14 protein-coding genes are annotated in these 14,484 nt (G+C 60.3%); 11 read left to right on the top strand and 3 right to left on the bottom strand.

The features are described 5' to 3' along the window. The first annotated feature begins 224 nt into the window (after positions 1-224). The 6 genes from petA (at position 225) to HX818_RS17200 (ending at position 4,931) form a co-directional block, all read left to right on the top strand. A complete protein-coding gene (gene petA / locus HX818_RS17175; protein WP_003216040.1) occupies positions 225-821 on the top strand; it encodes a ubiquinol-cytochrome c reductase iron-sulfur subunit in 597 nt (198 codons plus the stop codon). Then, positions 821-2,032, top strand: coding sequence for a cytochrome bc complex cytochrome b subunit (locus HX818_RS17180; protein ID WP_003216042.1), 1,212 nt, complete (start codon positions 821-823; stop codon positions 2,030-2,032). Before petA ends, HX818_RS17180 begins: the two co-directional genes overlap by 1 nt. Further along, on the top strand, positions 2,032-2,811 hold the full coding sequence (locus HX818_RS17185; protein WP_003216044.1) for a cytochrome c1: 780 nt from the start codon (positions 2,032-2,034) through the stop codon (positions 2,809-2,811). The genes HX818_RS17180 and HX818_RS17185 overlap by 1 nt, the downstream gene beginning before the upstream one ends. Before the next feature lie 145 nt (positions 2,812-2,956). Then, positions 2,957-3,574, top strand: a complete 618-nt coding sequence (locus HX818_RS17190; protein ID WP_003216049.1) for a glutathione S-transferase N-terminal domain-containing protein — start codon at positions 2,957-2,959, stop codon at positions 3,572-3,574. A 17-nt stretch (positions 3,575-3,591) separates the two neighbouring features. Then, entirely contained in the window at positions 3,592-4,011 is a 420-nt protein-coding gene (locus tag HX818_RS17195; RefSeq protein ID WP_003216051.1) for a ClpXP protease specificity-enhancing factor, read from the top strand. Positions 4,012-4,181: 170 nt separating this feature from the next. Beyond that, a complete protein-coding gene (locus tag HX818_RS17200) occupies positions 4,182-4,931 on the top strand; it encodes a FadR/GntR family transcriptional regulator (RefSeq protein ID WP_008437251.1) in 750 nt (249 codons plus the stop codon). A gap of 201 nt (positions 4,932-5,132) precedes the next feature. On the opposite strand, the gene HX818_RS17205 is transcribed toward HX818_RS17200, so the two are convergent. Next, positions 5,133-6,287: a hypothetical protein gene (locus HX818_RS17205; protein ID WP_003216055.1), complete on the bottom strand. Its 1,155-nt coding sequence runs from the start codon at positions 6,285-6,287 to the stop codon at positions 5,133-5,135. Positions 6,288-6,511: 224 nt separating this feature from the next. Here HX818_RS17205 and kdgD point away from each other — a divergent pair, with 224 nt between their 5' ends. From kdgD to HX818_RS17230, 5 genes are all read left to right on the top strand, one after another. Further along, a complete protein-coding gene (gene kdgD, locus HX818_RS17210; protein ID WP_003216058.1) occupies positions 6,512-7,423 on the top strand; it encodes a 5-dehydro-4-deoxyglucarate dehydratase in 912 nt (303 codons plus the stop codon). Positions 7,424-7,477: 54 nt separating this feature from the next. Beyond that, complete coding sequence (locus tag HX818_RS17215) at positions 7,478-8,923, top strand: aldehyde dehydrogenase family protein (RefSeq protein ID WP_177020452.1); 1,446 nt, start codon at positions 7,478-7,480, stop codon at positions 8,921-8,923. Positions 8,924-9,010: 87 nt separating this feature from the next. Next, positions 9,011-10,375: an MFS transporter gene (locus tag HX818_RS17220; protein ID WP_167662905.1), complete on the top strand. Its 1,365-nt coding sequence runs from the start codon at positions 9,011-9,013 to the stop codon at positions 10,373-10,375. A gap of 13 nt (positions 10,376-10,388) precedes the next feature. Then, positions 10,389-11,942, top strand: coding sequence for a galactarate dehydratase (gene garD / locus HX818_RS17225; RefSeq protein ID WP_177020453.1), 1,554 nt, complete (start codon positions 10,389-10,391; stop codon positions 11,940-11,942). A gap of 175 nt (positions 11,943-12,117) precedes the next feature. Further along, positions 12,118-13,059: an AEC family transporter gene (locus HX818_RS17230; protein ID WP_177020454.1), complete on the top strand. Its 942-nt coding sequence runs from the start codon at positions 12,118-12,120 to the stop codon at positions 13,057-13,059. On the opposite strand, the gene HX818_RS17235 is transcribed toward HX818_RS17230, so the two are convergent. Together HX818_RS17235 and HX818_RS17240 are read right to left on the bottom strand one after the other, a co-directional pair. Continuing rightward, entirely contained in the window at positions 13,056-13,436 is a 381-nt protein-coding gene (locus HX818_RS17235; RefSeq protein WP_003216068.1) for a carboxymuconolactone decarboxylase family protein, read from the bottom strand. The two genes, HX818_RS17230 and HX818_RS17235, sit on opposite strands and share 4 nt — an antisense overlap. After that, positions 13,433-14,479: a calcium/sodium antiporter gene (locus HX818_RS17240; RefSeq protein ID WP_032899620.1), complete on the bottom strand. Its 1,047-nt coding sequence runs from the start codon at positions 14,477-14,479 to the stop codon at positions 13,433-13,435. The genes HX818_RS17235 and HX818_RS17240 overlap by 4 nt, the downstream gene beginning before the upstream one ends. Between the last annotated feature and the right edge of the window lie 5 nt (positions 14,480-14,484).

Here is a 14,484-nt window from a genome sequence, read left to right on the forward strand (position 1 = left end):
CTGGGCGTTTTTTATTGCCTGCTATTTATGTAAAAAAATCTGTGTGACAACTTGCCACATCCGTAGAGCCCCTATACTCAAAGGCTTGGAGCCAGTGCCGGGGGTAATTACCTTGTCAGACGTGGGGCTTTTCATTACCATTCGGCAAAATTTTTATAAGTTCAGATTTAACACTTAGTAGACGCCTGATTTAACAGGCCACAAAGCTGATGGGAGAGGACTGAATGAGCAATGACGGCGTGAATGCAGGCCGGCGTCGCTTCTTGGTAGCAGCCACATCCGTGGTGGGTGCTGCAGGAGCGGTGGGGGCTGCGGTCCCGTTCGTGGGGTCATGGTTTCCCAGTGCCAAGGCGAAAGCCGCAGGTGCACCGGTGAAGGTGAATGTCAGCAAGATCGATCCAGGCCAGCAAATGATTGCTGAATGGCGCGGTCAGCCAGTGTTCATCGTTCGTCGTACCGAGGAAATCCTGGGAAATCTGAAGAAGATCGAGGGCCAGCTGTCCGACCCCGACTCGAAGAATTCCGACCAACCCGCTTACGTCGATAAGGAAATTCGCTCGATCAAGCCGGAAATTCTGCTGCTGATCGGTATCTGCACCCACTTGGGTTGCTCTCCCACCTTCCGCCCGGAAGTGGCGCCCGCGGACCTGGGCAAGGACTGGGTCGGGGGCTATTTCTGCCCGTGCCACGGTTCTCACTACGACCTCGCTGGCCGCGTCTACAAGTCACAACCTGCACCACTGAACCTGCCAGTTCCGCCACATCACTACGAGACTGACAGTGTCATTGTCATTGGCGTCGACGAGGGGGAGAAAGCCTGATGAGCAAGTTCATGGATTGGGTGGATGCGCGCTTCCCCGCGACCAAGATGTGGGAAGACCACCTCAGCAAGTATTACGCACCGAAGAATTTCAACTTCTTCTATTTCTTTGGCTCCCTGGCACTTCTGGTACTGGTCAATCAGATCGTTACCGGTGTCTGGCTGACGATGAGCTACACCCCGTCGGCCGAAGAAGCCTTCGCCTCCGTCGAATACATCATGCGCGACGTCGAGTACGGCTCGATCCTGCGTCTGCTGCACTCCACCGGCGCCTCGGCGTTCTTCATCGTCGTCTACATGCACATGTTCCGTGGCCTGCTCTACGGTTCGTACCAGAAGCCCCGCGAGCTGGTGTGGGTGTTCGGCATGCTGATCTACCTGGCACTGATGGCCGAGGCCTTCATGGGCTACCTGCTGCCGTGGGGCCAGATGTCCTATTGGGGCGCCCAGGTGATCATCTCGCTGTTCGGTGCGATCCCGGTCATCGGCAACGACCTGACCCAGTGGATTCGCGGTGACTACCTGATCTCCGGGATCACCCTGAACCGCTTCTTCGCCTTGCACGTGGTGGCCTTGCCGATCGTGATCCTGGGCCTGGTAGTGCTGCACATCCTGGCGTTGCACGAAGTGGGTTCGAACAACCCCGACGGCGTGGATATCAAGAAGCACAAGGACGAAAACGGCGTACCACTGGACGGCATTCCGTTCCACCCGTACTACACCGTGAAAGATATCGTCGGTGTGGTGGTGTTCCTGTTCATTTTCTGCTCGATCGTGTTCTTTTTCCCGGAGATGGGCGGTTATTTCCTCGAGAAACCGAACTTCGAACAGGCGAACGCCTTCAAGACCCCGGAACACATTGCCCCGGTCTGGTACTTCACTCCGTTCTACGCGATCTTGCGGGCGATTCCCGACAAACTCATGGGCGTTATCGCCATGGGCGCAGCGATTGCGGTGCTGTTCGTGCTGCCGTGGCTCGACCGTAGCCCGGTCAAGTCCATGCGCTACAAGGGCTGGCTGAGCAAGATCTGGCTGTGGGTGTTCTGCATTGCGTTCGTGATCCTGGGTGTACTGGGCGTACTGGCGCCGACCCCGGAGCGTACGTTGCTGTCGCAGGTCTGCACCTTCCTGTACTTCGCCTACTTCATTCTGATGCCGTTCTACACCCGGCTCGAGAAGACCAAACCGGTACCGGAAAGGGTGACTGGCTGATGAAAAAATTATTCGTTGCATTCATTCTTGCGGCCCTGCCGCTGCTGTCTTTCGCCGCTGAACACGGCCCAGAACTGGAAAAAGTCGACATCGACGTGTCGGACAAAGCCGCAATGCAGGACGGGCTGCGTACGTTCACCAACTACTGCATGGGCTGCCACAGCGCCAAGTTCCAGCGTTACGAGCGAGTGGCCGACGACCTGGGCATTCCCCATGACGTGATGCTGAGCCACTCGGTGTTCACCGGGGCGAAGATCGGCGACCACATGACCATCGGCATGCAACCGGCCGACGCCAAGACCTGGTTCGGGGCTGCACCGCCCGATCTGACCCTGGTGGCCCGTGTGCGTGGCACCGATTGGCTCTATGGCTACCTGAAATCCTTCTATGAAGACCCGACGCGTCCCTACGGCGTGAACAACAAAGTGTTCCCGAACGTCGGTATGCCTAACGTTCTGGTCGGCCTGCAAGGTCGCCAAGTGGTAGGATGCAAGCAAGTACAAATCGTCGAAGACGGCAAGAAGCAGTATGATCCGCTCACCGGTACGCCTTTGACTCATGAAGCGTGCGATCAGCTGACCATAGTGCCGAAGACCGGCACGCTGAACGAAGAGCAGTTCGACGAGAAGGTCAAGAATCTGGTGACCTTCCTGGCCTACTCGGCCAACCCAGTGAAGCTGCAGCATCAGCGCATTGGTACCTATGTGTTGCTGTACCTGGCCTTCTTCTTCGTGTTCGCCTATCTGCTGAAACGCGAATACTGGAAGGATGTGCATTGATCCAACCGTAAGTAATTGCTGTTAATCTTGCGCGCCCAGCGGCATCTCTGAAGGTAAGTCTGGTTTATCCAGGCATCACGGAGATGCTCACTGGGCGCGCTCGTTTTTGAGCTTCCGATAATTTCAACAAGCGAGGAGGACCGCCATGGGCGTGACCAATCGGTTGGCCTGTTACTCCGACCCCGCCGACCACTATTCCCACCGAGTACGCATCGTGCTCGCAGAGAAGGGTGTCAGCGCAGAGATCATCAGTGTGGAGGTGGGACGTCACCCGCCGAAACTGATCGAAGTGAACCCTTACGGCAGCTTGCCCACCCTGGTCGATCGTGACCTGGCGTTGTGGGAGTCAACCGTGGTGATGGAATACCTGGATGAGCGTTATCCCCATCCACCGTTGCTGCCGGTGTATCCGGTGGCGCGTGCCAACAGCCGCCTGCTGATCCATCGGATCCAGCGTGACTGGTGTGGCCTGGTGGACCTGATTCTGGATTCACGCAGCAAGGAAGCGGCCCGGGTTCAGGCGCGCAAGGAATTGCGCGAGAGCCTGACCGGTGTTTCGCCGTTGTTTGCCGACAAACCTTTTTTCCTCAGCGAGGAACAAAGTCTGGTGGATTGCTGCCTATTACCCATACTCTGGCGCTTGCCGATTTTGGGCATAGAACTGCCGCGGCCTGCCAAGCCGCTGCTTGACTACATGGAGCGCCAGTTTGCGCGTGAGGCTTTCCAGGCGAGTCTGTCTGGTGTCGAACGCGATATGCGCTAAGGCTTAAGGAGCCGTTGATGAACTCCAGTCGACCTTACCTGGTCCGCGCGCTCTATGAGTGGATAGTGGACAACGATTGCACCCCGCACATGCTGGTCAATTCCGAGTTTCCCGCGGTTCAGGTACCGCAAGGTTTTGCCAGTGACGGACAAATCGTCCTGAACGTTTCACCCAGTGCCGTGCGACACCTGCACATGGACAATGAAGCGGTCAGCTTTGAAGGGCGTTTCGGCGGTGTGCCGCATACGCTGTTCGTGCCCATCGGTGCCATCCTCGGGATCTACGCCCGGGAAAATGGCCAGGGCATGGTGTTTGATCTGGAGTCTTCCCTTGAGGATGACGAAGCGATCGAGCTCGAAGGCGAAGATGATGTGCCGCCGCCGGATTCCGAGCCACCGCGTCCAAGCGGTCGGCCGAGTCTGAAAGTGGTGAAGTAACAAGGCGCGGGCCCTCGGGCCAGCGTTGAAAATGCCTCGGTGATGCCGGGGCATTTTTTTGCCTGGCGAAAACCCCGGCCGTTATAGATGAAAGTCATGACAGGACGGTGATCGTACAACCGCCATGGGCTATCATGCGTGCTTCAGATCGCCGAGATAGATGATTCATCATGGAAAACTCCAGCGCCGCCCCTCGTCTTCCCCGCAAGCGCCGCAGCCTTGCCCAGGAATTGGTCACGGTGTTGTCCGAGCAGATCCGCGACGGCCAACTCAAACGTGGCGACAAACTGCCCACCGAGTCGGCGATCATGGACGCCCATGGGGTCAGCCGCACCGTGGTGCGTGAAGCCATCTCGCGATTGCAGGCCGCCGGGCAGGTAGAAACCCGCCATGGCATAGGCACTTTTGTACTGGATACGCCAAGCCCCAGCGGTTTCCGGATTGATCCGGCCACTGTCGTCACCCTGCGTGATGTGCTGGCCATCCTTGAACTGCGGATCAGCCTGGAAGTGGAGTCTGCCGGGCTCGCCGCCCAGCGTCGTAGCGACGAGCAATTGGCCGGCATGCGTGCTGCCCTCGATGCCCTTAACGAAAGTGCGGCCCACGCCGGTGATGCGGTGGCGTCGGACTTCCAGTTCCACCTGCAGATTGCCCTGTCCACCGGCAACCGCTACTTCACCGACATCATGACCCACCTGGGCACCAGCATCATTCCGCGCACGCGGCTGAACTCGGCACGCCTGGCCCATGATGACCAGCAGCACTACATGAGCCGCCTGAGCCGCGAACACGAAGAGATCTATGAGGCGATCGCGCGCCAGGATTCGGATGCGGCGCGGGCGGCCATGCGGTTGCACCTGACCAACAGCCGTGAGCGGCTGCGCCATGCCCATGAAGAGGCGGAAGCGCAGCGCGGTTGATTCCAGGCTGGACGTAAGCGTGTGGCTTGAAAGCTCATTGTGGCGAGGGAGCTTGCTCCCGTTGGGCCGCGCAGCGGCCCCAAATCCATTGCCCCGAGTTCTGTCTGAAAGAACCCCGTGTTCTTGCCGGGGCTGCTTCGCAGCCCAACGGGAGCAAGCTCCCTCGCCACAGGTTAATGCGCGAGGCTTAACTCACGTCTTTCAGGCCGGCTGATTCGGCTTGTAGTCCTTGAGCAGCAGATACGTGCTCCAACCCCACCAGTCATTGGTCCACTGCTTGTCGTTCAGGTTGTTGACGTCCTTGCGTCGCAGCACCTTGTCGCCTTCAGCCTTGAACAGCGGTGAGAAGTTGTTCGCCGGGTTCTGCGCGGCGTTCAGGTCCGGCACATACAGCGGTGCCTTGAAGTTGGCCGGGGAGGGCGCCATGCCGCTGATAAACGTTTCGAAGATCTCATCGGCCGAGGCCTGCACGGCGCGTTTGACCATGGCGCGGTTGGCCGCATCGTTGCTGTCGAAATAGCGTTTATCACCGTAGGCATGCCACTGCTCGCCCAGGGCGTTGCGCACATTGAGCCCGAACTTGCTGTCTTCATCGTGCATGAAGCGGCTGATCAGCGAGCCCAGTTCACCCGGTGTCACCACCGCCGCCAGTTGCTTGCGCGGTACCCGCAGGTGCCCGGCGGAAAATAGATCGGTCAAAAAGTGATCAGCAAAGCTGTTCATGGCATAGGCCAGTTCCAGCGCCTGGTCGGTGCCGGTCTGATGCGCCACGACGGCTTGTTGCAAGGCTGCCGTATGCCCCGCCAGATAGGCCGCCAAAGCCCATTCGCCAAAGTGGTCGGCATTGTCTGCCGCCAGTTTCAGGTAGCGCCCCAGTGGAATCAGCGCCGAGACGGCACTGCCGCCGCCGGTGATGCGGTTCCATTCCTCGGACAAGGTGTCACCCAGCGCGTCATAGGCTTCATGGGGTTGCTTGCCATCCTTGATCGCCTGGTTGACCGCATTGATCTCCTTTTGCATCACCGCCAGGATCTTGCCCGCTTCTTCCCGTGATGCTGGCAATACCGCCAGCGAGTTGAATGCATCGGTAAAGCGCTGCACACGATCAGCGGGCGATGTGCCTTCGTTGATGGGGCGCCCGGGGATGCCATAGAAATCACCGCCCAGGGCGATGATCTGGCCGTAGCTCAGGGCCAGGCCATTGGGCAGGTGCAATTCGACCTGCCGCGCGGGAATCGGCGGGGCGTCCTTGACGAAACGCAACAGGGTGTCGTCGCCGATGGCGGTGTGTTCGCCGCCTTCAAAACGCAGGGTTGGTGGGGTTTTCACAGGTGTGGCGAGTTCAAGATCTGACATGTTAGCTCCTTGCTACGTCGTAGGAATCTTCCGTAATAACTGTACGTATATACAGTTATCCCGAGCATAGAGGAAAAACTTCCTACGTCAAGAAAGCAGCAATCGAGAAGGGCGGCGATGAATTGCAGTTGACGAATATTTTTATAGTTGTACGATGACGTACGACATCAAGATAACCATCCGTAATCTCACAACAGAAAGTCTTCGCCCAGGGTGTTCGAATAATGAATCCACAAGAACTGAAGTCCATCCTCTCTCACGGTCTGCTGTCTTTCCCGGTGACCGATTTCAATGCCCAGGGTGATTTCCACCAGGCGGGCTACATCAAGCGTCTGGAATGGCTGGCCCCTTACGGCGCTACCGCCTTGTTCGCCGCTGGCGGCACCGGTGAGTTTTTCTCCCTGGCGGCCAGCGAATATTCGCAAGTGGTGAAAACCGCCGTTGATACCTGCGCCACCAGCGTGCCGATTCTTGCCGGTGTCGGCGGTGCCACCCGCCAGGCCATCGAGTACGCCCAGGAAGCCGAGCGTCTGGGCGCCAAAGGCCTGTTGCTGCTGCCGCACTACCTGACCGAAGCCAGCCAGGACGGGGTTGCCGCCCACGTTGAAGCGGTGTGCAAGTCGGTCAAGATCGGTGTAGTGGTCTACAACCGCAACGTCTGCCGCCTGACCGCGCCGCTGCTGGAACGCCTGGCCGAGCGCTGCCCGAACCTGATCGGTTACAAGGACGGCCTGGGTGACATTGAATTGATGGTGTCGATCCGTCGTCGCCTCGGTGACCGTTTCAGCTACCTGGGCGGCTTGCCGACTGCAGAGGTTTACGCCGCTGCCTACAAGGCCCTGGGCGTGCCGGTGTACTCCTCGGCGGTGTTCAACTTCATTCCAAAAACCGCGATGGATTTCTACCACGCCATTGCCCGGGAAGATCACGCCACCGTCGGCAAGATCATCGACGACTTCTTCCTGCCGTACCTCGACATCCGTAACCGCAAGGCCGGTTACGCGGTGAGCATCGTCAAGGCCGGGGCGAAAATCGTCGGTTACGACGCAGGCCCCGTGCGTACGCCGCTGACCGATCTGCTGCCGGAAGAATACGAAGCCCTGGCCGCGTTGATCGACAAGCAAGGCGCGCAATAACCCATCACCAAGGCCGCTGAGTAATCAGCGGCTTTTTGCGTCAGGAGAGAATTCGTGTCCCAAGCCAAGCGTTTTGAAAACTACATCGGTGGCCAGTGGGTTGCCGGCGCCGACTACTCGGCCAACATCAATCCGTCGGAGTTGTCTGATGTCATTGGCGAATACGCCAAGGCTGACCTCGCCCAGGTCCACGCGGCCATCGACGCTGCGCGCGCTGCTTTTCCGGCGTGGTCCACTTCCGGGATCCAGGCGCGTCATGATTCGCTGGATAAAGTCGGTACCGAAATCCTCGCCCGTCGCGAAGAACTCGGCACCCTGCTGGCCCGGGAAGAGGGCAAGACCCTGCCGGAAGCCATCGGCGAAGTGACCCGCGCCGGTAACATCTTCAAATTCTTCGCCGGTGAATGCCTGCGCCTGTCCGGCGACTACCTGCCGTCGGTGCGTCCGGGCGTCAACGTTGAAGTGACCCGTGAGGCGTTGGGCGTGGTTGGCCTGATCACGCCGTGGAACTTCCCGATTGCCATCCCGGCCTGGAAGATCGCCCCGGCCCTGGCCTATGGCAACTGCGTGGTGCTCAAGCCGGCTGAGCTGGTACCGGGCTGCGCCTGGGCCCTGGCCGAAATCATCTCCCGCGCCGGCTTCCCTGCCGGTGTGTTCAACCTGGTGATGGGCAGCGGCCGTGTGGTCGGCGATGCCATGGTCAACAGCCCGAAAGTCGACGGCATCAGCTTCACCGGTTCGGTGGGCGTGGGTCGTCAGATCGCCGTCAGCTGCGTGTCGCGCCAGGCCAAGGTGCAGTTGGAAATGGGCGGCAAGAACCCGCAGATCATTCTCGACGACGCCGACCTCAAGCAAGCCGTCGAGCTGTCGGTGCAGAGCGCGTTTTACTCCACCGGCCAACGTTGCACCGCGTCCAGCCGCTTTATCGTCACCGCCGGGATTCACGACCAGTTCGTCGCCGCCGTGGCTGAGCGGATGAAGTCGATCAAGGTCGGCCACGCGCTGAAAAGCGGTACCGACATTGGCCCGGTCGTCTCCCAAGCGCAGTTGGACCAGGACTTGAAGTACATCGACATCGGCCAGAGCGAAGGTGCCCGGCTGGTCAGCGGCGGTGAGCTGGTGACGTGCGACACCGAAGGCTACTTCCTCGCGCCGACGCTGTTTGCCGACAGCGAAGCCACAATGCGCATCAGCCGCGAAGAGATCTTCGGCCCAGTGGCCAACGTGGTGCGCGTGGCGGATTACGAGGCGGCGCTGGCGATGGCCAACGACACCGAGTTCGGCCTCTCGGCCGGTATCGCCACCACCTCGCTGAAGTATGCCAACCACTTCAAGCGTCATTCCCAGGCCGGGATGGTGATGGTCAATCTGCCGACTGCCGGTGTGGATTACCACGTTCCATTCGGCGGCCGTAAGGGTTCATCCTACGGTTCGCGTGAGCAGGGTCGCTATGCGCAAGAGTTCTACACCGTGGTGAAAACCAGCTACATCGGTTCGTAACGGCTGCACCCTGTGGCGGGTCCGTGCCCGCCACAGGCTTACAATTTGATTACCCGCAAAAAAAATAATTAGTGGGAGTACATCTTCATGCAAGCGACCAAGCCGACCCATGTCCGCTATTTGATCCTGCTCATGCTGTTCCTGGTGACCACGATCAACTACGCCGACCGGGCCACCATCGCCATTGCCGGCTCCAGCCTGCAAAAAGACCTCGGCATCGACGCGGTCACCCTTGGCTATATCTTCTCCGCATTCGGTTGGGCCTACGTGGCCGGGCAAATTCCCGGCGGCTGGCTGCTGGACCGCTTCGGTTCGAAAAAAGTCTACGCCCTGAGCATCTTCACCTGGTCACTGTTCACCGTGCTGCAAGGCTATGTCGGTGAGTTCGGTGTTTCCACGGCCATCGTTGCGCTGTTCATGTTGCGCTTCCTGGTGGGCCTGGCTGAAGCGCCATCCTTCCCCGGAAATGCGCGCATCGTGGCGGCGTGGTTTCCTACGGCTGAACGCGGCACCGCCTCGGCGATCTTCAACTCGGCGCAGTACTTCGCCACCGTGTTGTTCGCGCCGCTGATGGGCTGGATCGTCTACACCTTCGGCTGGCAGCACGTGTTCGTGGTGATGGGCGGCATCGGTATCGTGTTCTCGCTGATCTGGCTGAAAGTTATCCACAGCCCGCGCCAGCACCCGATGATCAACGAGGCCGAGTTCCAGCACATCGCTGCCAACGGGGCCATGGTCGACATGGACCAGGACAAGGGCAGAGGCAAGAAAACCGACGGCCCGAAGTGGGATTACATCCGTCAGTTGCTGACCAACCGCATGATGCTCGGCGTGTACCTGGGCCAGTACTGCATCAATGGCATCACCTATTTCTTCCTGACGTGGTTCCCGGTGTACCTGGTTCAAGAGCGCGGCATGACGATTCTCAAGGCCGGCTTCATCGCGTCCTTGCCGGCGATCTGCGGCTTTATCGGCGGCGTGTTGGGCGGGGTGATTTCCGACTACCTGCTGCGCAAGGGCCATTCGCTGACCTTCGCCCGCAAGGCGCCGATCATTGGTGGCTTGCTGATTTCCAGTAGCATTGTCGCGTGCAACTACGTGGACATCGAATGGATGGTGGTGGGCTTCATGGCCCTGGCCTTCTTCGGTAAAGGCGTTGGCGCACTGGGCTGGGCGGTGGTGTCCGACACCTCGCCGAAACAAATCGCTGGCTTGAGTGGCGGTCTGTTCAACATGTTCGGCAACCTGGCCTCCATCAGCACCCCGATCGTGATCGGCTACATCATCAGCACCACAGGCTCCTTCAAGTGGGCGCTGGTGTTTGTCGGTGCCAACGCATTGCTGGCGGTGTTCAGCTACCTGGTAATCGTTGGCCCGATCAAGCGTGTAGTGCTCAAGGAGCCGCCAGCCAAAGGCCCCGAGCTGACTAAACTTTCCCAAGCGCATTCCTGAAGGGGCCCGCGTCATGCAGTTGATTGAACATGCCGATTCGCCACGCTCCATCCGTTTGCACGCGCTGGATAACGTGGTGATTGTGGTCAACGACCAGGGCGTACCGGCGGGGACCGAGTTTCCCGACGGCCTGGTGACGGTGGATTTCATTCCCCAAAGCCACAAGGTGACGCTGGAAGACATCCCCGAAGGCGGCCGCATCATTCGCTACGGCCAGACCATCGGTTATGCCCTGCGCCCGATTCCCCGCGGCAGTTGGGTGCAGGAAGATCAACTGCGCATGCCCACGGCGCCGCCGCTGGACAGCTTGCCGCTGTCCACTGAAGTGCCCGAGACCCAGGCGCCGCTGGAAGGTTTTACCTTCGAGGGTTATCGCAATGCCGACGGCACCGTGGGCACGCGCAATATCCTCGGGATTACCACCACGGTGCAGTGCGTCACGGGCGTGCTGGACCATGCGGTGAAGCGCATCAAGGACGAGTTGCTGCCCAAGTACCCGAACGTCGATGACGTGGTGGCGCTGACCCACAGCTACGGCTGCGGCGTGGCGATCACGGCCACCGACGCCTACATCCCGATCCGCACCGTGCGTAACCTGGCGCGCAATCCGAACCTGGGCGGTGAAGCCCTGGTGATCAGTCTGGGTTGCGAGAAGTTGCAGGCCGGGCAGGTGATGCATGAAAACGACAGCTCGGTGGACCTGAGTGAGCCATGGCTGTATCGGTTGCAGGACTCCAGCCACGGCTTCACCGAAATGATCGAACAGATCATGGAACTGGCCGAAACCCGCCTGAAGAAACTCGACCTGCGCCGGCGGGAAACCGTACCGGCGTCGGAGTTGATCCTCGGCATGCAGTGTGGCGGCAGTGATGCGTTCTCGGGGATTACCGCCAACCCGGCGCTGGGTTATGCCTCGGATTTGCTGCTGCGGGCGGGCGCGACGGTGATGTTTTCCGAAGTGACCGAAGTGCGCGATGCGATCTACCTGCTGACTTCCCGTGCCGAGAACCAGGACGTGGCCCGGGAACTGGTGCGGGAAATGGACTGGTACGACCGCTACCTGGCCAAGGGCGAGGCGGATCGCAGCGCCAACACTACGCCGGGGAACAAGAAGGGTGGGTTGTCGAATATTGTCGAGAAGTCGTTGGGTTCCATCGTCAAGTCGGGCAGTAGTGCGATCAATGGCGTGCTTGGCCCGGGCGAGCGGTTCAATCGCAAGGGCCTGATCTTTTGCGCCACGCCGGCGAGTGATTTTGTGTGCGGCACGTTGCAGTTGGCGGCGGGGATGAATTTGCATGTGTTCACCACCGGGCGTGGCACGCCCTATGGGCTGGCGATGGCGCCGGTGGTGAAGGTTTCGACGCGCACCGAGCTGGCGCAGCGTTGGCCGGACCTGATTGATATCGATGCCGGGCGGATCGCCACTGGGCGGGCAACGATCGAGGAGTTGGGTTGGGAGTTGTTCCACTTCTATCTGGATGTGGCCAGCGGCAAAAAACAGACGTGGGCGGAGCAGCACAAGCTGCATAACGACATTACGTTGTTCAATCCCGCGCCGATTACTTAAGACCGAGTCGCCTGCTTCGCGAGCAAGCCCGCTCCCACATTTGACTGCATTCCAAAGGTAGAACTCGGTCAAATGTGGGAGCGGGCTTGCTCGCGAAAGCGGTAGTCCAGACGAAGCTGGCCATGCTGGCTTATCATTAGCCACCTACCGACGCCCACCCAAGGTTCTCTCCGGCATGCTGGCAATCTTCCTACAAACCCTGAACATCACCGCGCCGGTGTTTGCCATGCTGTTCCTGGGCGTCCTGCTCAAGCGCATCAACTGGATCAACGACAACTTTATCCACATCGCTTCGGCCCTGGTGTTCAACGTCACTATGCCGGCGTTGCTGTTCCTCGGGATTCTCCATGCCGACCTGCATTCAGCCCTCAAGCCCGGCCTGCTGATCTACTTCGCCGTCGCCACGCTGGTGAGCTTCGCCCTGGCCTGGGGCTGGGCGATCTTTCGGTGCCCGCGGGAAGATCGCGGCATCTATGCCCAAGGCGCGTTTCGCGGTAACAACGGTGTGATCGGCCTGGCCCTGGCCGCCAGTATGTACGGCGACTACGGGATTTCCCTTGGCGCGGTGCTCGCGGCGCTGGTGATCCTGTTCTACAACACCCTGTCGACCATTGTGCTGGCGGTGTACAGCCCGGTGATCAAGTCCGACCCGTGGAGCATTTTCAAAAGCGTGCTGGCCAACCCGTTGATCATCAGCGTGATCGCGGCGGCGCCCTTCGCGTACTTTCAGATTGGCTTGCCTGGCTGGCTGGAGTCCTCCGGGCAGTACCTGGCGGACATGACGTTGCCATTGGCGTTGATCTGTATCGGCGGCACGCTGTCGCTGGCGGCACTGCGTAAAAGCGGCGACATGGCCCTGAGTGCCAGCCTGATGAAGATGGTCTGGCTACCGGTGCTCGCCACCCTTGGCGCATGGCTGCTGGGGTTTCGCGGGCCGGAACTGGGGATTCTGTTCCTGTACTTCGGCGCGCCCACGGCGGCGGCCAGTTTTGTCATGGCGCGGGCGGCGCAGGGCAATCATGAACTGGCGGCCGCGATTATCGTGATCACCACCCTGATGGCGGCGGTGACCACGAATATCGGGATTTTCGTGTTGCAGGCGGGTGGCTGGATCTAGGCGTCTTTCTGGTAGCTGTCGATCACTTCCTGAGCGGCGCGGAAGGCGTCAATCGCCGCCGGCACACCGGCATACACCGCACAATGCAGCAGCGCCTCGCGAATCTCCTCCACGGTGCAACCGTTGTTCAGCGCGCCGCGCACGTGGCCCTTGAGTTCCTGCGGGCACTTGAGGGCGGTCAACGCGGCGAGGGTGATCAGGCTGCGGGTTTTCAGCGGCAACCCTTCGCGATTCCACACGCTGCCCCAGGCATGCTCGTTGACGAAATCCTGCAGCGGCTGGCTGAACTCCGTGGCATTGCCCAGCGCCCGATCGACAAACACATCACCCATCACCTGGCGGCGCATTTCAACGCCGGGCTTTTTCTGTTCGGTCATTGCGATTCCCTCTTGTGTTGGCGGCGCCAGGCTTGCAGCGAGGTGAACAACAGGAAAGCCACCAGCGCTGGCAGGACGTAATACAGCATCAGTTGTTCAAGCTTGTTGGCCAGCGGCATGCCGAAGGTGAACGACACCACGTGCAGCCCGTACACCAGGTACAGGCCCAGGAACACCAGGCCTTCGGCCCGGGTGACGCGGTAGCCCGAATAAAACACCGGCAGGCACAGGGCGACCACGCCGAGCATTACCGGCAGGTCGAAATCCAGGGCATTGGGCGACACCGACAACGGCGAGGGCGCCACGAGGGCGGTAAAGCCCAGCACCCCAAGCAGGTTGAACAGGTTGCTGCCGATCACGTTGCCCACGGCAATTTCCCGCTGGCCGCGCAGGGCGGCGATCAGCGAGGTGGCCAGGCAGGGCAGGGAAGTGCCGACGCCAATCAGCGTCAGACCGATGATGCGTTCCGACAGGCCCAGGTCAGAGGCCACGTCCACCGCCGCGCCCAGCAGCAGGTGCCCGGCCAGTACGAGGATCAACAGTCCACCGAGCATCAGCAGCACGCTGCTCAGCCACGGCGCCTGCACCACAGTGTCCCGGGTGCGCGGGCGGCGGGAGTGGCGGGTCTGGTAGAGCAGCACGCCGAGGTAGGCCACCAGGGCCACCAGCAGTAACAGGCCATCGATCGGCGTGAGTTCTTCATTGGCGGCTAGCACAAACACCAGCAGGCTGGCGATGATCATCATCGGGATATCCAGGCGTACCAGTTGCCGGGAGACCCGCAGCGGAATGATCAGGGCTGCCAGGCCAAGGGTCACGAGGGTGTTGAAGATGCTGCTGCCGATCACACTGCCCACGGCGATGTCGGTATTGTCCGCCAGGGTCGCTTGCAAGCTGATCGCCATCTGCGGCGCGCTGCTGCCGAAGGCGACGATGCTCAGGCCGATGATCAGCGGGCGCACCTTGAGGCTGGCCGCCAGGCGCACAGCGGCGCGCACTAATACTTCTGCGCCGAAGATCAACAGCAGCAGGCCGCTGATCAGTTCGA

It is taken from the genome of Pseudomonas sp. F9001, from assembly GCF_013385435.1.
Taxonomy (GTDB): domain Bacteria; phylum Pseudomonadota; class Gammaproteobacteria; order Pseudomonadales; family Pseudomonadaceae; genus Aquipseudomonas.

Bases quoted from the DNA above. Each gene is read 5' to 3' on its own strand.
- petA (WP_003216040.1), top strand. From the start codon at position 225: ATGAGCAATGACGGCGTGAATGCAGGCCGGCGTCGCTTCTTGGTAGCA.
- HX818_RS17180 (WP_003216042.1), top strand. From the start codon at position 821: ATGAGCAAGTTCATGGATTGGGTGGATGCGCGCTTCCCCGCGACCAAG.
- HX818_RS17185 (WP_003216044.1), top strand. From the start codon at position 2,032: ATGAAAAAATTATTCGTTGCATTCATTCTTGCGGCCCTGCCGCTGCTG.
- HX818_RS17190 (WP_003216049.1), top strand. From the start codon at position 2,957: ATGGGCGTGACCAATCGGTTGGCCTGTTACTCCGACCCCGCCGACCAC.
- HX818_RS17195 (WP_003216051.1), top strand. From the start codon at position 3,592: ATGAACTCCAGTCGACCTTACCTGGTCCGCGCGCTCTATGAGTGGATA.
- HX818_RS17200 (WP_008437251.1), top strand. From the start codon at position 4,182: ATGGAAAACTCCAGCGCCGCCCCTCGTCTTCCCCGCAAGCGCCGCAGC.
- HX818_RS17205 (WP_003216055.1), bottom strand. From the start codon at position 6,287: ATGTCAGATCTTGAACTCGCCACACCTGTGAAAACCCCACCAACCCTG.
- kdgD (WP_003216058.1), top strand. From the start codon at position 6,512: ATGAATCCACAAGAACTGAAGTCCATCCTCTCTCACGGTCTGCTGTCT.
- HX818_RS17220 (WP_167662905.1), top strand. From the start codon at position 9,011: ATGCAAGCGACCAAGCCGACCCATGTCCGCTATTTGATCCTGCTCATG.
- garD (WP_177020453.1), top strand. From the start codon at position 10,389: ATGCAGTTGATTGAACATGCCGATTCGCCACGCTCCATCCGTTTGCAC.
- HX818_RS17230 (WP_177020454.1), top strand. From the start codon at position 12,118: ATGCTGGCAATCTTCCTACAAACCCTGAACATCACCGCGCCGGTGTTT.
- HX818_RS17235 (WP_003216068.1), bottom strand. From the start codon at position 13,436: ATGACCGAACAGAAAAAGCCCGGCGTTGAAATGCGCCGCCAGGTGATG.